28 protein-coding genes are annotated in these 22,779 nt (G+C 40.5%); 8 read left to right on the top strand and 20 right to left on the bottom strand.

Features of this window, described 5'->3' with window-relative positions; all coding sequences use genetic code 11:
- Positions 1 to 12: 12 nt before the first annotated feature.
- From BA70_RS05250 to ilvA, 3 genes are all read right to left on the bottom strand, one after another.
- Entirely contained in the window at positions 13 to 855 is an 843-nt protein-coding gene (locus tag BA70_RS05250; RefSeq protein WP_034319125.1) for a DegV family protein, read from the bottom strand.
- Between the two features lie 186 nt (positions 856 to 1,041).
- Complete coding sequence (locus BA70_RS05245) at positions 1,042 to 1,293, bottom strand: YpmP family protein (RefSeq protein ID WP_034319122.1); 252 nt, start codon at positions 1,291 to 1,293, stop codon at positions 1,042 to 1,044.
- 36 nt (positions 1,294 to 1,329) lie between these two features.
- The gene (ilvA, locus tag BA70_RS05240) at positions 1,330 to 2,598 is read right to left on the bottom strand and encodes a threonine ammonia-lyase IlvA (RefSeq protein ID WP_034319380.1); all 1,269 of its coding nucleotides are present in this window, start codon (positions 2,596 to 2,598) and stop codon (positions 1,330 to 1,332) included.
- A gap of 181 nt (positions 2,599 to 2,779) precedes the next feature.
- Between ilvA and BA70_RS05235 the strand changes: the two genes are divergently transcribed.
- Both BA70_RS05235 and trhA read left to right on the top strand, forming a co-directional pair.
- Positions 2,780 to 3,751 (top strand): sigma 54-interacting transcriptional regulator, encoded by a 972-nt coding sequence (locus tag BA70_RS05235; RefSeq protein ID WP_034319119.1) that lies wholly within the window; start codon positions 2,780 to 2,782, stop codon positions 3,749 to 3,751.
- A 13-nt stretch (positions 3,752 to 3,764) separates the two neighbouring features.
- The gene (gene trhA, locus BA70_RS05230; RefSeq protein ID WP_034319116.1) at positions 3,765 to 4,403 is read left to right on the top strand and encodes a PAQR family membrane homeostasis protein TrhA; all 639 of its coding nucleotides are present in this window, start codon (positions 3,765 to 3,767) and stop codon (positions 4,401 to 4,403) included.
- Positions 4,404 to 4,437: 34 nt separating this feature from the next.
- Here trhA and BA70_RS05225 read toward each other — a convergent pair whose 3' ends face one another.
- The 12 genes from BA70_RS05225 to BA70_RS05170 all read right to left on the bottom strand — a co-directional run bounded on the left by BA70_RS05225 (position 4,438) and on the right by BA70_RS05170 (position 15,308).
- Positions 4,438 to 5,061 carry a lysophospholipid acyltransferase family protein gene (locus tag BA70_RS05225; RefSeq protein WP_034319114.1) on the bottom strand — a complete coding sequence of 208 codons (624 nt, stop codon included), beginning with the start codon at positions 5,059 to 5,061 and terminating at the stop codon, positions 4,438 to 4,440.
- Between the two features lie 19 nt (positions 5,062 to 5,080).
- On the bottom strand, positions 5,081 to 5,569 hold the full coding sequence (locus BA70_RS05220) for a dihydrofolate reductase (RefSeq protein ID WP_034319113.1): 489 nt from the start codon (positions 5,567 to 5,569) through the stop codon (positions 5,081 to 5,083).
- Positions 5,566 to 6,360 (bottom strand): thymidylate synthase, encoded by a 795-nt coding sequence (locus BA70_RS05215; protein ID WP_034319111.1) that lies wholly within the window; start codon positions 6,358 to 6,360, stop codon positions 5,566 to 5,568. The genes BA70_RS05220 and BA70_RS05215 overlap by 4 nt, the downstream gene beginning before the upstream one ends.
- A 103-nt stretch (positions 6,361 to 6,463) precedes the next feature.
- Positions 6,464 to 6,994 (bottom strand): phosphatidylglycerophosphatase A family protein, encoded by a 531-nt coding sequence (locus tag BA70_RS05210; RefSeq protein ID WP_034319109.1) that lies wholly within the window; start codon positions 6,992 to 6,994, stop codon positions 6,464 to 6,466.
- A gap of 17 nt (positions 6,995 to 7,011) precedes the next feature.
- The gene (locus tag BA70_RS05205) at positions 7,012 to 7,629 is read right to left on the bottom strand and encodes a YpjP family protein (protein ID WP_034319107.1); all 618 of its coding nucleotides are present in this window, start codon (positions 7,627 to 7,629) and stop codon (positions 7,012 to 7,014) included.
- A gap of 278 nt (positions 7,630 to 7,907) precedes the next feature.
- Complete coding sequence (locus BA70_RS05200) at positions 7,908 to 8,702, bottom strand: class I SAM-dependent methyltransferase (RefSeq protein WP_034319105.1); 795 nt, start codon at positions 8,700 to 8,702, stop codon at positions 7,908 to 7,910.
- A 66-nt stretch (positions 8,703 to 8,768) separates the two neighbouring features.
- Positions 8,769 to 9,203, bottom strand: coding sequence for a BrxA/BrxB family bacilliredoxin (locus BA70_RS05195; protein ID WP_034319103.1), 435 nt, complete (start codon positions 9,201 to 9,203; stop codon positions 8,769 to 8,771).
- 81 nt (positions 9,204 to 9,284) lie between these two features.
- Positions 9,285 to 10,961, bottom strand: coding sequence for a dihydroxy-acid dehydratase (ilvD, locus tag BA70_RS05190; RefSeq protein WP_034319100.1), 1,677 nt, complete (start codon positions 10,959 to 10,961; stop codon positions 9,285 to 9,287).
- 312 nt (positions 10,962 to 11,273) lie between these two features.
- Positions 11,274 to 12,413 (bottom strand): conserved virulence factor C family protein, encoded by a 1,140-nt coding sequence (locus BA70_RS05185; protein ID WP_034319097.1) that lies wholly within the window; start codon positions 12,411 to 12,413, stop codon positions 11,274 to 11,276.
- 30 nt (positions 12,414 to 12,443) lie between these two features.
- On the bottom strand, positions 12,444 to 13,055 hold the full coding sequence (locus tag BA70_RS05180; protein WP_420834673.1) for an HD domain-containing protein: 612 nt from the start codon (positions 13,053 to 13,055) through the stop codon (positions 12,444 to 12,446).
- Between the two features lie 13 nt (positions 13,056 to 13,068).
- Complete coding sequence (locus BA70_RS05175; RefSeq protein WP_034319091.1) at positions 13,069 to 13,551, bottom strand: glutathione peroxidase; 483 nt, start codon at positions 13,549 to 13,551, stop codon at positions 13,069 to 13,071.
- Between the two features lie 74 nt (positions 13,552 to 13,625).
- Positions 13,626 to 15,308 carry a formate--tetrahydrofolate ligase gene (locus BA70_RS05170; protein ID WP_034319088.1) on the bottom strand — a complete coding sequence of 561 codons (1,683 nt, stop codon included), beginning with the start codon at positions 15,306 to 15,308 and terminating at the stop codon, positions 13,626 to 13,628.
- 139 nt (positions 15,309 to 15,447) lie between these two features.
- On the opposite strand from BA70_RS05170, the gene metA reads away from it, so the two are divergent.
- Positions 15,448 to 16,356 carry a homoserine O-acetyltransferase MetA gene (metA, locus tag BA70_RS05165; RefSeq protein ID WP_034319085.1) on the top strand — a complete coding sequence of 303 codons (909 nt, stop codon included), beginning with the start codon at positions 15,448 to 15,450 and terminating at the stop codon, positions 16,354 to 16,356.
- Between the two features lie 228 nt (positions 16,357 to 16,584).
- Positions 16,585 to 17,736 carry a diglucosyl diacylglycerol synthase gene (locus BA70_RS05160; protein ID WP_034319082.1) on the top strand — a complete coding sequence of 384 codons (1,152 nt, stop codon included), beginning with the start codon at positions 16,585 to 16,587 and terminating at the stop codon, positions 17,734 to 17,736.
- 35 nt (positions 17,737 to 17,771) lie between these two features.
- Here the strand turns inward: BA70_RS05160 and BA70_RS05155 are convergent, their stop codons facing one another.
- Entirely contained in the window at positions 17,772 to 18,473 is a 702-nt protein-coding gene (locus BA70_RS05155) for an AIM24 family protein (RefSeq protein ID WP_034319081.1), read from the bottom strand.
- A gap of 261 nt (positions 18,474 to 18,734) precedes the next feature.
- Between BA70_RS05155 and cspD the strand changes: the two genes are divergently transcribed.
- Complete coding sequence (cspD, locus tag BA70_RS05150; protein ID WP_003215784.1) at positions 18,735 to 18,935, top strand: cold-shock protein CspD; 201 nt, start codon at positions 18,735 to 18,737, stop codon at positions 18,933 to 18,935.
- 51 nt (positions 18,936 to 18,986) lie between these two features.
- Here cspD and BA70_RS05145 read toward each other — a convergent pair whose 3' ends face one another.
- The 3 genes from BA70_RS05145 to BA70_RS05135 form a co-directional block, all read right to left on the bottom strand.
- Positions 18,987 to 19,169, bottom strand: coding sequence for a hypothetical protein (locus BA70_RS05145; RefSeq protein ID WP_034319078.1), 183 nt, complete (start codon positions 19,167 to 19,169; stop codon positions 18,987 to 18,989).
- Positions 19,170 to 19,339: 170 nt separating this feature from the next.
- Entirely contained in the window at positions 19,340 to 19,522 is a 183-nt protein-coding gene (locus BA70_RS05140; protein WP_034319076.1) for a zinc-finger domain-containing protein, read from the bottom strand.
- A gap of 1 nt (position 19,523) precedes the next feature.
- Positions 19,524 to 20,195, bottom strand: coding sequence for a ribonuclease H family protein (locus BA70_RS05135; protein WP_034319074.1), 672 nt, complete (start codon positions 20,193 to 20,195; stop codon positions 19,524 to 19,526).
- A 94-nt stretch (positions 20,196 to 20,289) separates the two neighbouring features.
- Between BA70_RS05135 and BA70_RS05130 the strand changes: the two genes are divergently transcribed.
- Genes BA70_RS05130 through BA70_RS05120 form a run of 3 tightly spaced genes read left to right on the top strand, consistent with a single transcriptional unit; the run spans position 20,290 to position 21,544 of the window.
- Entirely contained in the window at positions 20,290 to 20,979 is a 690-nt protein-coding gene (locus BA70_RS05130; RefSeq protein WP_034319072.1) for a queuosine precursor transporter, read from the top strand.
- A 1-nt stretch (position 20,980) separates the two neighbouring features.
- On the top strand, positions 20,981 to 21,376 hold the full coding sequence (locus BA70_RS05125; protein WP_034319069.1) for a reverse transcriptase-like protein: 396 nt from the start codon (positions 20,981 to 20,983) through the stop codon (positions 21,374 to 21,376).
- 42 nt (positions 21,377 to 21,418) lie between these two features.
- Positions 21,419 to 21,544, top strand: a complete 126-nt coding sequence (locus tag BA70_RS05120; protein ID WP_034319066.1) for a hypothetical protein — start codon at positions 21,419 to 21,421, stop codon at positions 21,542 to 21,544.
- 211 nt (positions 21,545 to 21,755) lie between these two features.
- On the opposite strand, the gene BA70_RS05115 is transcribed toward BA70_RS05120, so the two are convergent.
- The gene (locus tag BA70_RS05115; protein WP_034319064.1) at positions 21,756 to 22,643 is read right to left on the bottom strand and encodes a 5'-3' exonuclease; all 888 of its coding nucleotides are present in this window, start codon (positions 22,641 to 22,643) and stop codon (positions 21,756 to 21,758) included.
- Positions 22,644 to 22,779 lie beyond the last annotated feature (136 nt).

The following is a 22,779-nucleotide window of genomic DNA, read 5'->3' as shown; positions in this document are numbered from 1 at the left end:
CCCCTTTTTCAATCAATCGGTATAAAAAGTAAAGCCTATTGCTCCCTTTCCAGTATGGCAGGAAATAACCGGTGTTGTGTAGGCAATATCAACAAGTGCATCAGGTGTGTGATCGAGCAGCGCTGATTTGAGTTTTTCTGCAAGCTCTAATGCATCTGCGTGCGCAATCCCAATTGCCTGAACGGTTTTTCCTTTCACCGCCTGTACATACTGTTTTGTCAGATAGCGGACAAGAGCGGAGTAGCTTCTCACATTCGCTTCTGGCGTGTATACTCCATCTGTTAAGCTGGCAATTGGTTTGATGTGAAGAAGTGAGCCGATCAGCGCCTTTCCTCTTCCAACCCTTCCACCTTTCACGAGATTTTCTAATGTATCAATTGTGACATATAGCTTTGTTTTATGGCGGATTTTCACCACTTCTTTGATGATGTCTTCACGGCTTGCACCCTTTTTTGCAAGTTCTGCTGCTTTGATGACTTGAAACCCTAATCCATAGGAGATAAAGTTTGAATCAATCACCGTGATGTTTCCATCCACCATTTCCGAAGCGCTTTCAGCCGTTTGGACAGTACCACTCATTCCACCGGTTAAATGAATACTAATGACTTCGCTTCCATCTGCCGTCAGCTTTTCATATAATTCGACGAATTGACCGATTGCAGGTTGAGACGTTTTCGGCAATTCCTCAGCGGCCTCCATTTTATGAATAAATTCATCAGGCTGCAAATTCACCCGATCAATATAATTAACTCCAGAAATGGAGATATTGAGCGGAATCACGTGAATTGAAAGATCATTGATTTTCTCTTGCGGAAGATCTACAGTTGAATCTGTTACAATTTTAATTTGTTTCACTATCGTCTCATCCTTGCTGTCTTAGTCTTTACTTATGATATTACCTTATTTCCTGTATTCTTGAAAACAACTGCCCTAACGTTTTTGAATTTGTCACATTTTCTTCTTTTCATGAAAAAAATCCTTGCCAACTGAGCAGCCGTCCTTTTAAAACGACCGCTCACTCCTTTTGACAAAGATTTCTATTTACGCATTGTGTTTCAGTGTTGGCTGCTGATAGATCTGTTCATATGTGCTCCACTTGACGTTACGTTTCACGTACTCCCTGAAAGAGTACACATCTCTCTTTCCTTTAGATACATAGACTTTTTTCAAGAAAGCTTCAAGTCTAAAGGTGAGCATGAAACAATACGTCTCATCCCCCTTTAGAACAGGGATTTCTGTTACCTTGATCTGAGCTCCATCCATCCGTCTAAAACATATTGTTTTGAGCAGCACAAACGATCAATCCTCTTTTCCAATGATCTGTTAAGCCTAAATAAATAGGTGGAATAAATCTTGATCTTTATTCACTTCAACATAGTGGAAGCCTTTTTTATTCATCCGCTCAATCAGCGCCGCATAGTCATCTCTTTCTTTCAATTCGATGCCAACAAGTGCTGGACCTTTGCTTCGGTTATTCTTTTTCGTATATTCAAAGCGTGAGATATCATCATTTGGCCCTAACACTTCATCTAAAAATTCCCTGAGAGCTCCTGCTCTTTGCGGAAAATTGACGATAAAGTAATGTTGAAGCCCTTCATAAATCATTGAGCGTTCTTTGATTTCTTGCATTCTGCCAATGTCATTATTTCCCCCGCTGACAATACAGACGACATTTTTGCCTTTAATCTCCTCGCGATGCGCCTCTAATGCCGCAATCGGCAAGGCGCCTGCTGGCTCTGCTACAATCGCACATTGATTATACAGCTCTAAAATGGTTGTACACACTTTCCCTTCTGGTACAAGACTAATTTTATCGACAACGGACTGAAGGGACGTAAACGTCTTTTCACCAATCCGCTGAACCGCTGCCCCGTCTACAAACTTATCAATCGAATCAAGTGTCACGACCTCCCCCTTCTCATGGGAAGCATGCAGTGAAGCTGCGCCAAGCGGCTCGACAGCAATGATTTCGGTTTCTGGTGAAATGTTTTTGATATATGTGCCAACGCCAGATAGCAGACCGCCACCTCCGACGCTTGCAAATAAAAAGTGAGGCTCCACTTCGATATCATTTAATATTTCTACAGCAGTTGTTCCTTGTCCTGCCATCACATCCAAATCATCAAACGGATGGATAAATTCGCGCTTTTCCTTATCTCCGCATTTTACCGCTTCATGATAGGAATCATCAAACGTATCTCCGGTTAAGATAATTTCAACATATTCTTTTCCGAAAAGCTCCACTTGAGATACTTTTTGTCTTGGCGTCGTAGCCGGCATAAAGATTTTCCCGTGGATACCTAAATATTTACAAGAATAAGCAACACCTTGCGCGTGATTTCCAGCACTTGCACAGACAATGCCATTTTCTAGTTTATTTTTTGGCAACTGGCTCATTTTATTAAAAGCGCCTCTTAATTTAAAGGAACGAACTACTTGAAGATCCTCTCTTTTTAAGTAGACATTACATTCATATCGTTCAGAAAGTCGCTCATTTTTTTGAAGCGGTGTATGAATCACTACATCCTTCAAATTTTGATGGGCTTTTAAGATGTCTTTCACTTGAATTAGCGTGTTTTCTTTGAGCAACGGTTTCATGTACAAGATCCTTTCTCTTTAACCTTATTTAATTTGTCATTATAACATGAATATTCAAAAAATAAACCGATAGATCTTGGATCAAACATAAATTTCGTGAACTTTTTCGTTTTTCTATACATTTGTTCTTATTGGGTGTTATAATTAAACCAATTAGAACCATAAAGAAAGGAACCACCCTATGACCTCACGTTCGTTTACTTCTATATATGGAGAGCACCAAGATATGAAGCACGCCATTCATTTGGCAAAACATTTTACGCAAAACGAGCAGCCTGTCTTAATAACGGGAGAAATTGGAACAGGCAAAACATTATTTGCCCAAGAAATGGCAAACGCATCTGTTCCTCGCGCTTCGCTGACACATATTTATTGCCCGACCTTGGATGAAGAGACCTTACAGAAAGCATTCACTCAAAAGAAAAATCAAGTTCTTTATTTAGACGAAATTGGCGCATTAAGTATTCCTATGCAGCACCAGCTCATTCGTTTTCTCGAAACTTCACCTGTAACCAAAATCATCGCTTCTTCGTCTTTATCATTAGAGGCACTGAGGGTTTCATCTACTTTTTTACCTGAGCTATTTTATCGTCTCAACGTTCTCCATCTGTCCATTCCATCTTTAGCAGATCGGAAAACAGATATACCTGCTTTAACTACTTCCTTTTTCAAAGAGCTGGGCATACAGCCTGACATTGATACAAGTGTTTGGGAAACCTTGCAGCAGTATCCATTTGAAGGCAATGTTCAAGAGCTCAAAAATATGGTTCATTACGCTGCAGCGATTCTCGAGGGGCAAACGGTTTTCTTACACCACTTACCGCCTTTTGTGTTATTACCTCAACACGCGGCGACTGGAAAAGGGAAAAAAGAAGAGCACAAGCTCACGCTTATGGAGAAACAAGAATTTGTTTTCTTACTTGAAGCCATTAAATCACTGAATGAAAAAGGAGAAGCAGCAAGCAGACGAATCTTGTCTGAATTAAGCAAACAAGGTGACATTCCGCTGACCCCTCAGCAGGTAAGGAGCCGATTAGATGATCTTGAGAAAAAAGCATACGTGACGAAAGGAAAAGGCAGGGCTGGAACGAAGATTACACTTGAAGGTCTTTCATTCCTGAAGTCGCTTGATGGTTATATACCGGTTCAATAAAGGAGGAAATCTATTGTTTACTGTAAAAGAAGAAATTGCAAACGCCATTACACATGGCATTGGAGTGATTTTATCCATTCCAGCCATTGTTTTTCTCGTGTTATTCGCTGTTCAATACGGCACAGTCACAGACATTATTAGCTTTTCGATATTTGGTGCATCCATGCTGCTGCTTTATTTAAACTCGACCCTGCTTCACAGCATTCGGCACAAAAAAACAAAAGATGTGTTTGAGATTCTCGACCACTCTGCTATTTATGTATTGATTGCTGGTACATATACACCCTTTTTACTTGGACCATTAAAAGGCGCACTCGGCTACACTCTACTTGCGATTGTATGGGCTCTTGCTGCAGGTGGTATTGTCTTTAAAATCTTTTTCGTCAAACGGTTTATCGTTGTATCCACCCTCGTTTATTTATTAATGGGCTGGATGATTATCATCGCCATCAAGCCTCTCTACATTCAATTAACGGGAGCAGGATTCGGCTTATTGCTATTAGGCGGTTTATTGTATTCGGTCGGAACCATCTTTTATATTTGGCGTAAAATCCCTTATCATCATGCGATTTGGCACAGCTTTGTTCTCGGCGGAAGTGCGTCGATGTTTTTCTGCATCCTATTCTATTGTATCAACATCCCAGCGGCATAAAAAAACCAGCATCCGATAGTGGATGCTGGTTTTTCTATGCGCGCTTTTGAGTGTATTCACTGATCACGACAGGTGCTTTAATATGAATATCTACATTGACAGGACGAAGCCTTTTTACGATCTTCCCTGTTAAAAGACGATCCGTTCCGCTTGTTTCAATCGGAACAAGCGGACGATCACATTCTTCAGCAAGCGCCTCTGCAATGGCGCGATATTTTTCTGAAAGCAATACACTCTGCCCAGACATGATTCTTTCTTTTGCTTCTTCTAATAATAACTCATCAGACTGATTGTGACGAATAACCGCCATCTTTCTCAGCCATTGTTTTAAGATGGGGTAGCGAAACAGACTCGGCTTCGCCATGAAAGCAAATGGCTTCTCAAGGTGCCCAATTAATAATGTCGTTATCACCGGATTAAGCTCGTGGGTGACATAAATGACCGGTCCATCTGGCAGCTTTTTTTGCTGATGGATGGTCATCACTGATCCTGACTGATCAATACATCCTCTTGCAAACCTTTTCGCATGCTCATGAATGAGCTGCATTCGTTTCGTATAAGAAATGCGTGGATCAGTTAGTTCATGATCGTACAAATGCCTCATACTTTTTAAAAAGGATACAACAACATAAATCGTTAAAAACCAATAACGAAACAACCGTACTCCTCCTACTCATTTATCCTTCTTTTCTGTCATATACGACAAATTCATAATTGTAGGGGTTCTTTTCGTCACGATGGCCTTTTTCGCGTGATACAATCGTCCATTCGTCTTCATTGTAATAAGGAAAGTAGCGATCTCCTTCAAACGCATGGTGGATGTGCGTGATATATAGACGATCCGCATATGGCATCATTTCTTCATACAGCTTAGACCCGCCAATGATAAATAACTCTGTCTCGCTTTCCCCAATTGCCAAAATATCAGCAATTGAATGGACAACCTCGCATCCTTCTGCTTCAAAAGAAGAACTTGTGGTCAACACGATATTTCGGCGGTTAGGCAGCGCTCGTCCAATGGATTCAAATGTTTTTCTGCCCATGACAATCGTATGCCCGCCTGTGACTTTTTTAAAATAAGATAAATCCGCGGGTAAATGCCACGGCATTTGATTATCTTGACCAATGACTCTGTCTTTACCTGTCGCCACAATCATCGAAATCATACACTGACTTCTCCTTTAATATGCGGATGCGGATCATAGTTCTCGAGCACAAAATCATCAAACGCAAAATCAAAAATGCTCTTTACATCTCTTGTGATGCGAAGCTGCGGAAGCGTGCGCTCCTCGCGCTCTAGCTGCATGTTCACCTGAGGAAGATGATTTTGATAAATATGAGCATCCCCAAGTGTATGAATAAACTCTCCTGGCTCAAGATTTGTCACTTTGGCAATCATCAACGTTAGAAGTGCATATGAAGCAATATTAAAAGGCACGCCTAAAAAGATATCTGCCGATCTTTGATAAAGCTGGCAGGATAATTTACCGTTTGATACGTAAAATTGAAACAAACAATGACAAGGAGGCAGCGCCATTTGATCAATTTCTGCCGGATTCCAAGCACTGACGATGAGTCTTCTCGAATTCGGATTGTTCTCAATATCATGGATCAGCTTGCTGATCTGATCCACGGTCTCTCCATCTCCGCTAGCCCATGATCTCCACTGCGCACCATACACACGACCTAGTTCTCCATTTTCATCTGCCCATTCGTTCCAAATACGGACGCCATTTTCTTGAAGATATTTGACATTTGTATCACCTTTTAAAAACCACAGTAACTCATGAATGATTGATTTTAGGTGTAATTTCTTTGTCGTTAATAAAGGAAATCCTTCCTGTAAATCAAATCTCATTTGGTAACCGAACGTGCTGATTGTGCCTGTTCCCGTTCTGTCACCTTTTTCATCCCCGTGCTGTAATACATGACGGCATAACTCTTTGTATTGTTTCATTTTTTTCATCCTTTATTTATGTTCTTGTTGTAGTTTACCTTATTTCTGCTTTTGTTGAAACCAAAAAAACACGTCTGCTTGATGAGCAGACATGTTTTACATATTATACTTGTTGATTCACTCGATCCTGCTCTTCATCCTTAATATCTTGGTGAGAGTGAGCAATGCGGCTTGCTGCTGCTGCGGCAAGAGCAGCGACAAGATCATCAAGGAAGGTATGCACTTCACCTGGACGACCTTCATCTAATTCCCTGATAATACCAAATTTCTCTTTATCTAAATAACCGAAGTTGGTCAAACCGATTGATCCATATACATTGACAATGGAAAGCGGAATAATCTCGTCAATTCCATATAGCGGCTCATCTGTTTCAACTAAGTGCTGTAAAGGTTCTGGCAAAAGCTTTTTTTCTGCCAGCTGATCAAGGGCAAGCCCTGTTAAAACAGCATGGACAATTTCCCTTTTTTTCAGCACTTTTTCAACATTTTCAATGCAGACACTAAGTGGAAGATTCGGATGATATTTTTCTTGAAGCTTAAGCACAATGTGTGCAATATCTTCAATTTTCACTCCGCGATCGTTTAACATTTGTTTTGTAATGTGCACCATTTCGTTCATTGTATACTTTTTCAATTGGTTGACATCTCCTTCTAGTGGCTCATCCAGCTCGGTGGGGTGTTTTTGTCCCAGTAAATATTACCGAGTTCATGATGCGTCTGGAATCCATCTTCTGCTGTATGGTAATGAAAGTTAAACCAATAACCGCTATGAGGCGGCTGATCTCTTCTCACATGAAAACGGAGCAAATCTTCTCCGGTCTTCCGGTTGTAAATGTGGAAGATTTTTTCGCCATTTCCGCTGGAAGGTTGATCAGTTAAAACAACATCTTGAAATTTTTCGTCATCTTTGAAATTTGTTAAAAAGTCGGTTAACACTTGTTCAATCTTCGGTTGAATCTCTTCTCTGTACTCGTCCTCAATGACAGGTGTGATTTTATGACCAAATTTGAGAAAGGATTGGTTTTCTGCACTTGATAGAACCTCTTGCTTATATTGCTCAAAGGGATCTATCTGCTCTTTGTTGTCCTCTTGCGATAATTCCCAGCTGCGCATTTCATCTGATGTATCATAAACAGCAGTATAAGGCGTTTTATCAGATGAAGAAAGTTCAGATGGCTTGTCTGTCATCAAAGCCGACGGAGGAGAGATTAAACCAAAAGTTGCAATCGTAAAGAGTGCAACAAGCGTTTTTCTCATCCACATCTTCATGATATCTAAATCCTTCCATAAGTTATCATACTGCTATTCTAGCATATAATGAATTTTCAGTCATTCAATTTGGTCATTGATTTGAGACTTTCTTTTTCATAATAAAACGTTTACAATGACAGTAACGATGACTAAAATTTGGGAGGAATGGGTATGCTTGAAGGGTTTTTCGTCACGGCTTCCTTGCTGACATTATTTTATTTTGTCTATATGGAGATCACAGATTAAAAGCCCTAATGAGGGCTTTTCAGATTGTGGACAAAGGGCTAAAATGATCTTTATTTTAGCCCTTTGTCTTCTTCTATTGAGATATACCCATAATGGAATTGGGCTGTTTTTCGTTTGATGACATGAAATTGATAGGAGTCTGCTGTAAATCGAGTACTTTTCCAATGATCTTTTAAAACCACTCTTTTTCTTGCCACTCTTATCGCTTCTTGCATGGCCATTTCGTGGTCAAAGTGGTGCTCTGCCGCATGACGAAGCGGCGCTATACTTGTAGATTCTTGAATCGTTTCCTCAAACATCGGATCAAAATAGACGATATCAAATGAACGATCAGGTAGCTTCTTTAGCTGCTCGATACTGTCTCCGCTTATGACAGATATCCGTTTCATCGCTTCATCTGCCTCGCCTACACCTGTCTCCCATGTGTTTAGCCCTTCTCGCACTAGTAATGCCGTCATGGGATTCTTTTCAATACCGACTACCTTTCCATTTGGACCTGCGGCGCAGCTTGCGGTAATCGCATCTGACCCTAAGCCAAGCGTACAGTCCAAAAAGGAATCGCCTTGCTTAAGCTGTGCTGCTTCTATCAATGGATCCTTTTCGCCACGGAGGAGCCGCTTTACCCTAAACATCGCTGAGCTTGGATGGAAGAAAAACTTTTCACCATTTGGCTGATACCATTCGAATCGTTCTTTCCCGACAACGAGTACGTCCCCCCGTTTGATAGCAAGCTGTTTGACGGATTGTTTGCGCCGCTCTACATACTCACCATGCAAATCCTCTGCTAGTGCCTTTGCTATTTCAATCGTTTGTACATTTGCTCTAAAGCTTGTTGTAATGAGCATGCCGTTCCTCCATCATTATCAAGAAAAAATGCCCTGATCTGATCACAGGACATTTCAACACTTGTATTAGCAATGTTTTTCGAATGCAGATAATACATTTTTCATGATGTCTTCCATTTCATGGCCTTCAATTTCCTCACGTGGGATAAAATGAACAAGTTCATTTCCTTTTAAAAGTGCCATAGAAGGAGAAGATGGTTCCTCACCTGTGAAGTATTCTCTCATTTTTGCAGTTGCTTCCCTGTCCTGACCAGCAAAAACCGTCACAATTCGATCTGGTGCTTTTTCCGCCTTCATCACAGCTTGAGTGGCAGCAGGGCGTGCTAAGCCGGCCGCACATCCGCATACAGAATTGACCACAACAAATGTCGTTCCTTCTGCTTCTTGCATCGTTTGTTCTACCTCTTCTTCAGTTGTTAGTTCTTGAAATCCCGCACTTGTAAGCTCTTGGCGCATTGGTACAACGAGCTGACGCATATATTCTTCATATGCCATTGACATAAAAAAGCCCCCTCTAAAATCCTTATGTTGTGAATAAAGGATACTATAGAGAGAGGCAATTTTCAAATGTTCGCTTTCAGATTAAATTTTCATGATTCCGCCTGTATTGGCTGATGTCACAAGTTTTGAGTATCTGGCTAGATAACCAGTTTTCACTTTTGGCTCAAAGCCTTTCCAATTCGCTTTTCTTCTTTCCCATTCTTCTTCTGGAACATCTACGCTTAAAATGCGCTTTTCAATATCTACAACGACATGATCACCATTTTCAACAAAAGCAAGCGGGCCACCCTCAGCTGCCTCTGGAGAGACGTGTCCAATGGACAATCCCCGAGAAGCGCCAGAAAAACGTCCGTCTGTAATTAAAGCAACCTTTGGACCAAGTCCCATTCCGACAATTTGTGAAGTGGGTGCAAGCATTTCAGGCATGCCAGGTCCACCTTTAGGTCCTTCATATCGAATAATGACCACATGTCCTGCTTCTACTTTTCTATTAATGATTCCCTCAAGAGCTTCTTCTTGGGATTCAAATACGATCGCAGGTCCTTCATGACGTGTGATCCCATCTTGAACTCCTCCTGTTTTAATAATAGCCCCATCTGGCGCAAGATTTCCAAATAGAACGGCTAAGCCGCCTTTTTCAGTAAATGGCTTGTCAATTGGATAAATGACGTTATAGTCTTTTACCTCATGCCCCGCAATGTTCTCACCGAGCGTTTTCGCTGTGACGGTCATTGTATCTAAATGAATAGCTCCTTCTTTTTTGGACAATTCATTTAGCGCAGCTGTCACGCCGCCTGCTTCATGTAAATCCTCAATATAAACATCAGAAGCTGGTGCAAGTTTTGATAAATGTGGCACACGCTCTGCTACTTCATTGATACGCTCGAGTGAATATTCAACTCCCGCTTCATTTGCGATCGCCAATGTGTGAAGAACCGTATTGGTTGAACCACCTAGTGCCATATCTAGTGCAAATGCGTTATCAATCGCTTTTTCAGTGACAATATCACGTGGTTTAATATCTTTTTTGATAAGCTCCATCAGTTGTTTTGCTGATTTCTTCGCAAATTCTCTTCGCTCTGGTGATGTCGCCAAAATTGTGCCATTTCCAGGAAGAGCGATGCCAAGTGCCTCTGCTAAACAGTTCATTGAGTTTGCCGTAAACATACCTGAACAAGATCCACATGTTGGACAGCCAAACTGCTCTAATTCATTTAATTCTTCTTCATTAATTTTCCCTGACTGGTATGCACCAACGCCTTCGAATACGGATGAAAGAGAAATTTTTCTGCCATCACTTGTTCTACCTGCTTCCATCGGACCGCCGCTGACAAATACAGTTGGGATGTTCACACGCATTGCTGCCATCATCATGCCTGGTGTGATTTTATCGCAGTTAGGAATACAAACCATTCCATCAAACCAGTGTGCAGACACAACCGTCTCTACTGAGTCAGCAATGATTTCACGGCTTGGTAATGAATATCTCATCCCGATATGCCCCATGGCAATTCCGTCATCGACACCAATCGTATTAAATTCAAATGGCACCCCACCAGCTTCACGAATGGCTTCTTTCACAATTTTACCGAATTCCTGAAGGTGGACATGTCCTGGGACAATATCAATATAGGAATTACATACGGCAATAAACGGTTTACCGAAATCCTCATCCTTTACCCCCGCTGCTCTTAGTAAGCTTCGGTGAGGTGCTCTGTCAATTCCCTGCTTAATCATATTACTGCGTAGTTCTGCCATCTGTTTAAAAAGCCTCCTATGATACAAGTCTAAGTTGACTGTATGATTTTGAGTTGATTTTATTTTACAAATTTTCTGTTTATTTAGCCACCTATGATTGACTGATGACCAATATGGCTGCTGAAGCAAGCGCTCAGCAAGGATCGTGTCATAAAATCTGACCCCCAATATTCTATATTGGTACTACTATATAGAGTTTTTTCGTATATTTCAACAATATTCAAAATAATTTTTCTAAAAAAATTTTTCTGTCTATAGAAAAGCGTTATTTAGAAAACAAGCTGCCTTTCATTGGCAGCTTGTTCATCATCCTCATGATTCTGATGCATTTTTTCTACTTTCTGTCATTTGCTTCCACACTGAGCCTTTCGCTTCTTCTCCAAGCTCAATTCGCTCAATCGCCATTTTCACTTGTAGACTGACTTCAAATTCAGGGTCTTGCTCTGCTTCTTTCAATGCTTCAAGTGCCGTTTCGTCACCTTCTTCGTAAAGGAACATGGCCGCACGCCAGCGGACAAGCTTACTTGGATCCTTTAATGCTACGATCATCGCTTCTATAGCACTAGGATCACCAAGATCCGAAATACAGTCTCCAGCTGTTCTGCGGACCGTGACTGTTTTGTCTTCAAGCCCTTTATATAAAATAGGGAGGATGGCAGGATCTTCAATCATTCCAGCGTTCACAACGGCTTGTCTACGAATAGACGTTTTTGGGTCCTGCATTGCTTTCATTAAAACTGGTATATCCTTTTGCTTGGGCTGCATTTGCTCTAAATGGGCAAAACGCTTTTTCCAATCTTCCTCGCGCAGCATCTCTTCTGTGACATCATATGCCTGGCGATTCACCTGTTTATCTACAGCCTCCTGCCCTTCCTTGACTGCCTCTGTTAAACGGACTAAACGCTCGTCATCATAAGCTGCTTGAAGCTCTTCTGTGACTTCCTGACCGATATCAGCAAATTCCCCAAAACGAACGCCGTGTTCTTTCCACACACGTTCAAACACGACATTGTCTGAACTGCTTCTGAGCTTTAAGATGGCTGCTTGGAAGCGTTCAGGCATTCCAAACCGCTCTTCTCTCTCACCGTCCGTCAGCTTGACCTGCATCGGAATTCCATTAAACATTTGGACGAACACTTTGACTTCGCCAAATGTGTCATCGCCTGACTGTGACCCTTGCTGAAGACCTTCTGTTTCTTGTCCAAACGCCTCTCTGACCTGTTGCAAAATACCCTGCCAGTCAAACTTTGCATTGCGCTCGACCGCTAAGAAATCCGCTACATGATAGACCCCTTTTACACCTTCAATATTTAAGATACGCTTGATCATCTCTGGCGCTTCGTCTTTTTGATCCTTTTTGTAGTTGTTGCTTTTACCGCCGGCAAGCGCTTCTGTCAAAATGACCTTCATTGTATTCGGACTTGGCGTCGGTTCTATTGCTGTTATTTTCATCTATACATCCTCCTTACACACATAAAGACCCTACTCATCTGTAAGGCCGCATTCTTCTTTCCACGTCTTGATAAATAAACACATGAATTCATGCCGCTCTTTAGCAAGCTGCTTTCCTGCACGGGTGTTCATCAAGTCTTTTAAGTTGAGTAATTTTTCTTTTATATGCTTCAGCACTGAGCCCTGCTGTGAATCGTGTGTATAGTGGGGCTCACCTTTTGCTCCTGCATACGTAAACACTCTTGCAATGCCACTTGCTCCTATTGCATCCAGCCGATCCGCATCTTGAACAATGGCCCCTTCTAATGTCATTGGCTTATGCTGCATGTGACGATGACGAAAAGACATCGATGTAATGATGTCCATGATATAGCGAATATCTCTTGTGTCGACTTCCCACAAAAGGAGCTGATGCTCAAGCTGATGGGGTGAAAGCTTCCATTCACTTGACAGTTTTTCATCAATTAAATCATGCACAATAGCCGCCATTTCGATGATAAAAAGAGAGCCGCCTTCCTGCTTTGCAATATTGACCGCAAGCAGGCGCACACGATCGATATGAGCTGCATCGTGTCCAGTCGGCTCATCCTTTAGCTTATTTGAAACAAAGGAGGCAGCTGCCTCCAATTGGTTTTGCTGCATGATCGTTAGCATCTTATTTGTCCAATAAGGCGATGATCGAGCTTTCTAATTCTTTTGGTGGTGTTTTAGGAGAGAATCGTTCAGTGACTTCTCCGTTTTGATCGACGATAAATTTTGTGAAATTCCATTTCACTGTCTTCGTACCAAGTACACCTTTCGCATGACTTGTTAAGTGTTTGAAAAGCGGATGCGCATTGTCACCATTGACATCTACTTTTGCAAACATTGGGAAGGTCACACCATAATTCAATGAACAAAATTCTTGAATCGCTTCTTCCCCTTCCGGCTCTTGGTTCATAAATTGGTTACACGGAAATCCTAAAATTTCAAGGCCCTTTTCATGATATTGATCATATAACTCTTGTAATTGTTTAAATTGAGGGGTAAGTCCGCATTTGCTCGCTGTGTTCACAATAATGAGCACTTTCCCTTTGTAATCTGCCATTGATTTTTCCTGACCGTTAATGGTCTTGACCTGAATATCATAAATTGACATCTCATAGCCTCCTAGGATTCACTTTTCCCTATCGTAACATGCTTCTTTTAGAAAATCGCTTTTTATGCTTCCTACTAAAAGAGTCCTGTCACACTGCCGTCTTCTAATAAATCCATCTCAAGCGCCGCAGGTTTTTTAGGCAAACCAGGCATGGTAAGAATGCTTCCGGTTAAAGCAACAATAAATCCTGCCCCTACAGATGGTTTTAACTCACGAATTGTAATGGTAAAACCTTTTGGTTTGCCGATTAAAGCTGGATCGTCTGAAAGAGAATATTGCGTTTTTGCCATACAAACCGACAAGTGAGCCCAGCCGTTCTTCTCGATCGCTGCCAACTGCTTTCTTGCTTTTGATGTGAGCGTGACACCATCTGCCCCGTAAACCACTTTGGCTACTTTAGATAACTTTTCTTCGATGGAATCTTTCTCCTCATACAAATAGGAAAAGTGGTTCTTATTCTTTTCAATAAGTGTCGTGAGTTCTTCGGCAAGTGCTGTCCCGCCAGCGCCTCCTTCTTCCCATACATTCACGGCTTTGACTGGATGCCCATGCGTTTTGCACCAATCTTCTATCGCTTGAATCTCTTCTTTTGTATCGGTGATAAAGCGGTTCACTGCGACGATGTATGGAAGACCGAAGGCTTGCACTGTTTCAATATGCTTTTCTAAATTATGTATACCTTGTAATACGGCACGTGCATTCTCTTGTTTGAGCTCTGTTTTCTGCATTCCACCATGCATCTTCAATGCTCTAACAGTCGCGACAATCACAACTGCACCTGGTTTGAAATTACCGGCTCTTGTTTTAATGTGCAGAAATTTTTCCGCACCTAGGTCTGCACCAAATCCAGCTTCTGTCACAACATAATCTGCTAGTTTTGCCGCCATTTTTGTTGCAATTAAACTATTGCATCCATGTGCAATATTGGCAAAAGGACCGCCATGAACAAGGGCTGGAGTGCCTTCAATCGTTTGTACAAGGTTCGGTTTGAGCGCATCTTTTAGAAGTAAGGTGAGTACGCCTTCATATCCAAGCGCTCCAACTGTGACCGGCTCACCTTCTTGGTTATAAGCAACAACAATAGAAGAAAGACGTTTTTTTAAATCGTTTAAGTCTTCTGCTAAACAGAGAATCGCCATCATTTCGGAAGCAACCGTGATATCAAATCCATCTTCTCTAGGATACCCATTTAATTGACCGCCAAGCCCCACAACAACCTGTCTTAAAGCACGGTCATTTAAATCAAGCACTCGTTTCCACACAATCCGGCGCGTGTCGATGCCAAGTTCATTCCCATGATGGATATGGTTATCAATAAAGGCAGATAACGCGTTATGAGCAGATGTAATGGCATGAAAGTCTCCTGTAAAATGGAGATTGATTTCTTCCATTGGCAGTACCTGAGAATAGCCTCCCCCCGCTGCACCGCCTTTAATACCCATTGTAGGACCTAGTGAAGGCTCTCGCATGGCAATGATCGCTTTTTTTCCGATTTTTTCGAAGGCTTGACCAAGGCCAACTGTTACGGTGGACTTGCCCTCACCTGCTGGCGTTGGGTTAATCGAAGTCACAAGAATGACGTTTCCTTCTTTTTGTTCCTTTAAACGATCAAAAATAGTCAAAGATATTTTCGCTTTTGTGAAACCATAGCATTCTAATTCTTCGTCATGTATTTGTAACTTTGCTGCGATGTCTTGAATCGGTCTCAGCTGTGCTTTTTGGGCAATGTCAATATCTGATAAATGCTTAGTGATCATAAATAAATGGCCTCCTTTTTTTACAGAAACAGGTTTCATTTTTGCTCTATTTTTCATTGTAACATAATTGAAACATTGAAATATCGCCAGAAAGTTCCTATAATGAAGTGAAATTAGCTTTGATTCAGGGGGTGGCGAGTTGCCTATTAACATACCAGTTCATCTACCGGCAAAACAAATACTAGAGAGCGAAAACATTTTCGTCATGGATGAGACAAGGGCATTCAAACAAGATATCCGTCCTTTGAATATCGTGATCTTAAATTTAATGCCAAAAAAAATACAAACTGAAACGCAGCTGCTGAGAATGCTCGGGAATTCTCCTTTGCAAGTGTACTTTACGTTTTTGATTCCAAGTACGCATACACCGAAGAATACATCGAGAGAGCATCTAGATGCATTTTATACGACCTTTGAATCGATTCGCCATAAAAAATTTGATGGAATGATCATCACCGGCGCACCAATTGAGCATTTAGCTTTTGAAGAAGTTTCCTATTGGAAAGAGCTGCAGGACATCTTGGACTGGAGTAAAACCAATGTGACGTCTACCCTTCATATTTGCTGGGGTGCACAGGCAGGTCTATATCACCATTATGGCATTGACAAAATCAAACTTCCCGAGAAAAAGTTTGGCGTATTTGAGCATCTTGTCAAAGAGAAAAAAGAAAGATTAGTAAGAGGTTTCGATGAAGTATACTATGTCCCACATTCTAGGCATACAGATATTAATACAGAACAATTAAAAAACACGCCGAATCTAAAAGTATTGAGTATATCTGAAGAGGCTGGTGTTTGTTTAATTGTTTCAGATGATGATAAACAAGTATTTTTAACTGGACATCCTGAATACGATACAGACACATTGAAGCAGGAATATGAAAGAGATTTGTTGAAACATGATACAGTCAAAAAACCCGTTCACTACTTTATAGAAGATGGTGACACACTAGTCCCGGTGAATCGCTGGAAAGCCCATGCAACCTTACTGTTTATGAATTGGCTTAATTATTATGTGTATCAAGAAACACCATATGTGTGGGAATAAAATAGACTGAGGTCTGATGATAAATGTTCAAAATGTGTTAAAATACAAATGGCTCTGTCTTCCATTATCAATTTAGTCTGTTTGTTTTTTAAAATTAGTTTAATTCTTTCGTAACGAATGATATGCTCTGACTGTTTATATGTTATCTTTATGTATATGTAGACCTACGAGATTAATAGTTTTCGTACGAAGTTTTGTTGTTGTTGATTACATTTGAGGTGAATATTCTTGAATACCAATAAAAAAATATTAATCTTGACCGCAAATTATGGAAATGGACATATGCAGGTGGCAAAAACACTGTATGATGAATGCAAATCCCAAGGGTTTGAACATGTTGTAGTTTCTAATTTGTATCAAGAATCGAATCCCATTGTGTCAGAAGTGACTCAATATTTATACTTGAAGAGCTTTTCCATTGGGAAACAATTTTATCGCTTGTTTTATTACGGTGTAGATAAAATTTACAATAAACGCAAATTTAACATTTATCTAAAGATGGGAAATAAGCGTCTCGACGAATTAATTCAGCTACACAACCCTGACATCATTATTATTACATTCCCGATGATTGTTGTGCCAGAATACCGAAACAAAACGGGCAAAGTGATTCCGACATTTAATGTCATGACAGATTTCTGTCTTCATAAGATTTGGGTACATGAAAACATTGACCGATACTATGTTGCAACCGATTATGTGAAACAAAAATTAGTGGAAATCGGCACACATCCAAGCGATGTCAAGGTGACAGGCATTCCTATTAGACCACAATTTGAAGCAGACGTGCCAAAATCGATAATTTATAAAAAATATGGATTATCATCAGACAAAAAGGTCCTTCTCATTATGGCCGGTGCGCACGGTGTACTAAAAAATGTGAAGGAATTATGTGAAGCATTACTTCTTGACAGTGAAGTACAAATTGTTGTTGTATGCGGAAAAAACGCAGCGCTGAAACAATCGCTTAGCGATCTTGAACAAGCACACCCAGATCAATTGAAGGCGCTTGGATATGTGGAACAAATTGATGAATTGTTCAGAGTAACAGATTGTATGATTACAAAACCAGGCGGTATTACATTAACAGAAGCAACAGCAATCGGTGTCCCAGTCATTCTTTACAAACCTGTCCCTGGACAAGAAAAAGAAAATGCTCTTTTCTTTGAAGATTATGGTGCTGCCATCGTCATCAACAGACATGAAGACATTTTAGAATCTGTGACCGACTTGCTACAAGATGAAGAAAAATTAGAAGCAATGAAACAAAACATTAAAAAACTGCACTTAAAACAATCTTCTCAAACCATTTTGGAAGATATCGTCGAACAATCAGATCTCATCACGAGTAAAAAAAAGTATGCTCGTGCATTATCATAAAAAGGTGCCCGTCAATGACGGACACCTTTTTTCTTTTAGCCTTGATTCCCGTTTGTAGTATACACTTCTTCAAACGGCTGAACGACAACAAAGCCGCTTCCGCTAAACTTCATTTGAATGGACTCCCCGCTTCCCCTGCCAATAAAGGTTTTGAACGAAACATCTGTCACAAATTCAGTATTTAAATCCCCTGACCATGCGACCGTCGCATTTGGATCAGTATAAACAGAGTCACCTGGCTGAACGATTAATGTAAGCGGTTCGTAATGACTCGTGATTGCAATAAGACCGGGCCCTTCAAGTTTGACATTAAATAATCCGCCTGCAAGCATGCCGGAAACCTTTTTCATCAATTTGATATCCCAGCGGACTGATGGTTCAAATGCAAGCAGATCATTTCCATTAACGAAAATGGATTCACCTTGCGCCAAACGAAGAATCGAGATCTTTTTGCCTTGGTCTGCAACATATAATTTTCCATCACCTGTTGCTTTCATGAGTGAGGTGCCTTCTCCTGATAACATTTTCTTGAACATCTTTGAGACGCCATGTTCAAAAACACCCTCACGTTCAAACTTGATTTTGCCTCGATATGAGACCATGGAACCTGTTTTTGCCCAAATGGTATCGGTCAAATTAATTTCTAGAAGTCTTGGCGTTTCAAGCTCGAAGACACCTTCTCCTTTATCTTCTTGCTGGGTTTTTTGGACAAATTCTTCAATCGTATAACGATTCATGCTGCGCACCTCTTTCAGTATTTTTTTTATATACGGACAAGATGCACGTTAAGTTTCGGAACCACATCATATTTTATATATAAATAACAATTCACCAAAAAAATCAAATATTCTGCTCAAAATTTGGCTCAGCTCCTTGACGCTTTACTTTTGATGGTGTATAGTGGAACCATCATTTAACAACTTTCAAGGCGTTAGGTGATGAAAAATTTTTTTTAGTATGCCAAAAGGTATGCTACAGTACTAGGAGGAAAAAGCAATATGCAAAACGGTAAAGTAAAATGGTTCAATAATGAAAAAGGTTTCGGCTTCATTGAAGTTGAAGGCGGAGACGATGTATTCGTTCACTTCACAGCTATCGAAGGTGACGGCTACAAGTCTTTAGAAGAAGGACAAGAAGTTTCTTTTGAAATCGTTGAAGGTAATCGTGGACCTCAAGCTGCAAACGTAACAAAAATCTAATCAACTAATTGAATGATCAAACGACAAAATAAAGAGAGGCTTATGCCTCTCTTATTTGATTTTCAGCTGAATTTCAATCGCTAAAATATTTTGCTTCAGTCTTTGTTCAATTTCAGAGATATCTTTTTCGAGAAAAGGTCTTCCCTTCTTTGCTACATCTACTAGTTGCTCTAGATCGCTATACACCTCTTGAAATGTTCGATGTAATACCGTTTCTAAATCCTTATTATTCATACCGGTCTTCCCCTTTTCCTCTAATATCCGTCACTTAGTCAAAAAGTAATTCAACCAAAACTTTCTATAGTTATATCGGCTCATTTTTCGGATTATGTTCTTTTTTTACACATTCTATCCGTTTTTTTTTCATGAGCGGATGTGGGATCAGGGAAAATCGGTGCGCCCTCTTACTTTTTGAGCAGTGCATTTCCGTATTCTTTTATTTTTTCACCTACTGTACATTGCTGAATACAAAAGGAATGGGCATATTTTTTGCCAAATTCTTTTCGAAAGTGCTTTTTAATAAAACAATCTGAACAATACGTGTCTTGAATATCTGTCAATTCTTTTACTGCTATTTTTTTATCCACATTATTCAGCTCCGTCTGCATCTAATTTCAACTTACTTTCGATTGGGACGTCTGCAAGAATTTGCCTTGCAAGGTGATCCGCTTCAGCATTTTGTTTACGATCGATGACTTCATATGTTGGCGTGAGCTTCAGCTCTTTTAAAGCCGCTTCAATCCGGTCAAGCCATTTGTTATGTACATCATCATAACAAGGCCATTCTCCTTTTAACTGATTCATGACAACAAGCGAATCTCCTCTAATCGTGACAGAATTTCTGCTGGCACCCAGGTCTTTTAAAGCTTTTACTGCTTCAAATAAAGCGGCATATTCGGCTTCATTATTAGTGATCCCCTGGAAAGGCTGATTTTTTCTCAGTCGATAAGCGTCTTCTCCGAGGTTGTAATAGACGACAACTCCAAGTCCAGAGTCGCCTGTTTCTTTGCGAAAACTTGCATCAAAATAGACCTGAAGCTGATCAGGTTCTAGCTTTAGTTCTTCATTTAGCTTTTCAAGTTCTCTTATGGACCACACGGCCCCTTTTTCATCTTCAAATGATAGGAGTGACTGTGGTTCTTTTTTGTCGATATGCTTTGCTAAAAGCAAGGCCTCTTTTAGCTCCATCCAATCTTCTTGGAAAAAAGCAATAGACCCAATCGATTTCACTTTCATTGTATAGTGTGCTCTTAGTTTCATTGATCACATCGCCTTCCCGTACTTTTAAGGTAAACGCTCGTTATGCTATAATCAAAAAGTTACATTTTACAATGAGAAAGGAAGTTCATGTCACTTGTTTAATGAAGGTATTTGGATCTTATTTGCGATCATTAATTTTATCATTGTTCTTCTATTTTATAAAGGATTTGGCAAGATGGGCCTTTTCGTCTGGATTGGCTTTGCGACTGTTGCCGCAAATTTACAAGTTGTCAAAACCGTTGAATTGTTTGGCTTAACTGCAACACTGGGAAATATTTTATATGGTAGTGTGTTCTTTGCAACGGACGTATTAAATGAAAAATATGGTCAAAATGAGGCCAGAAAAGCTGTCTGGATTGGTTTTGCCACCCTTTTAACATTGACTGTTGTCATGCAGGAGGCTTTGCTTTTCCATCCCGCTCCCTCTGATATCTCACAAACATCGTTAGAAACCATTTTTGGCTTTATGCCGAGGGTTGCACTTGGTAGTCTTGCTGCTTATATCATCAGTCAAATGTTAGATGTTTATGTATATTCGTTTATTCGTCGGATATTTCCTTCGGATCGTGCGCTCTGGGTGCGTAACGCTGGAAGTACGATGATTAGCCAGCTACTTGATACACTCATTTTCACGACCATTGCCTTTCTTGGCACCTATCCATTTCATGTATGGATTGAAATCTTCATCACGACATATGTCATTAAATTTATCGTAGCCGCGATTGCGACACCGTACGCGTATGCAGCGAAAAAAATGGTTCCGCTTGATGAAAGGGGGAAATAAATTGCCAGCTGAAATTTACATTGATGGTGCTAGTGCAGGTAATCCAGGTCCCTCTGGCATCGGCATTTTCATTAAATATGATGGAAAGGCTGAATCTTTCTCTATTCCTCTTGGATCAATGAGCAATCACGAAGCAGAATTTACCGCTCTTATCGAAGGGATGAAAATTTGCGTGGAAAAAGGATTGCGTACCGTTTCGTTTCGAACAGATTCACAGGTGGTTGATCGCGCGGCCAATGCAGGATTTGCTAAAAATCCAGCGTTTCAACATTTTATGAAAGAGATCATCCAGCTTCAAAGTCAGTTTGATTTATTTTTTATTAAGTGGATTCCAAGCAAGGAAAATCAAGTAGCAGATCAGCTCGCTAGAAAAGCGATTCACCTTTCTAAAGGATGAATCGCTTTTTTTGGGTTATGCTAATGTGTGAGGTGATACTGATTGGATAAAGAAAACAAAGGTCGTGTCACAAACGGGACAACCCCTCAAGGTGATGCGCAAACAAAAGATAAACAGCCTCTATCTCAGCTAGAAAATCGGGCGAAAAAAGGCAACACAAAAAGATAAACCATAGAGATCAGCTTTAGCTGATCTCAGATTGTTGACAAAGGGCTAAAATGATCTTTATTTTAGCCCTTTTTCTTCTTTTCAGCGTGATAGAAAACCCTTGAAGTCTAGGAAGGACGAGTACTGGCGCGGAGCGAATTTGACATTCGTGAGCACCGTCGCGCAGTACTGACACCGAATGCGAGGGTTTGTCTACACGCTGAGATCAGCTTTAGCTGATCTCTATTTCACTTAAACGGTTCACCATTGGTTCAATTCCTTTGATTTGATGTAAACGCAGCATAGCCGCTGCCCGCTCTTGATTGATTTGCATTTTTGTCTCATCAATTGGACAGCTGAGTGGTACATCACATTTGATCTCTGCCAGTATACGTGAAAGCTTCAAATCTTCTAAACCTGCTAGCATTTTCTTTTGCTGCGCAGCCGTTAATTCATGGACATTTTCTAATAGCCGGTCAATCGTTTGATACGTTTGGATAAATTTCAACGCAGTTTTTTCTCCGATTCCTTTTACACCGGGATAATTATCACTTGAATCACCCATCAATGCTTTCATATCAATCAGCGCTTTTGGAGAGATCCCCATTTCCTCTTCAAATAAGGCTTTTGTATATTGCTTATAATTCCCGATTCCTTTTTGCATTAGGGCCACTGTCACTTGTTCATTCAAAATCTGCAGCAAATCTTTGTCTCCAGTTAAGACGGTTACACGCGCCTCTTTTTGATAGAGTGCAGCAAGCGTACCGATACAATCATCTGCTTCAAAGCCTTTTAAACCAACATTCACAATTCCTAGTTCTTCTGTAGCCTCTTTTGCCAAATCGAACTGCGGGATAAGCTCGACAGGCGGCGCTCCTCGATTCGCTTTATAATCTTGAAACAATTCATTTCGGTACGTTTGGCTCCCCATATCCCAGCAGCAAACAATATGAGTTGGCTCAAATGTCTGTACAGCCGTTAATAAATGCTTCAAATAACCATTGACTCCATTTGTCGGGACACCATTATCATTTATCATAAAATTGCGATGAACAGCCGTCGCATAAAACGACCTGAAAAGTAGTGCCATTCCATCTACAAGTAGTACGTGTTTGTTCATTTTTATAAACTCCCTTTTTCAAAACAATACTCCTATTCTATCACAGAACATCAAAATGGACATAAAAAAGGCGCCTTCTTCTTTTTGAAAAGAAGAGGCAGCCCATTTACTTTTTACCATATTGCATTTTTTCTGT

Origin of the sequence: Bacillus zhangzhouensis (assembly GCF_000715205.1) — a bacterium.
Lineage (GTDB): Bacteria > Bacillota > Bacilli > Bacillales > Bacillaceae > Bacillus > Bacillus zhangzhouensis.
The sequence above is the reverse complement of the archived record's forward strand: the minus strand, read 5'-3'. Positions and strand labels throughout refer to the sequence as shown.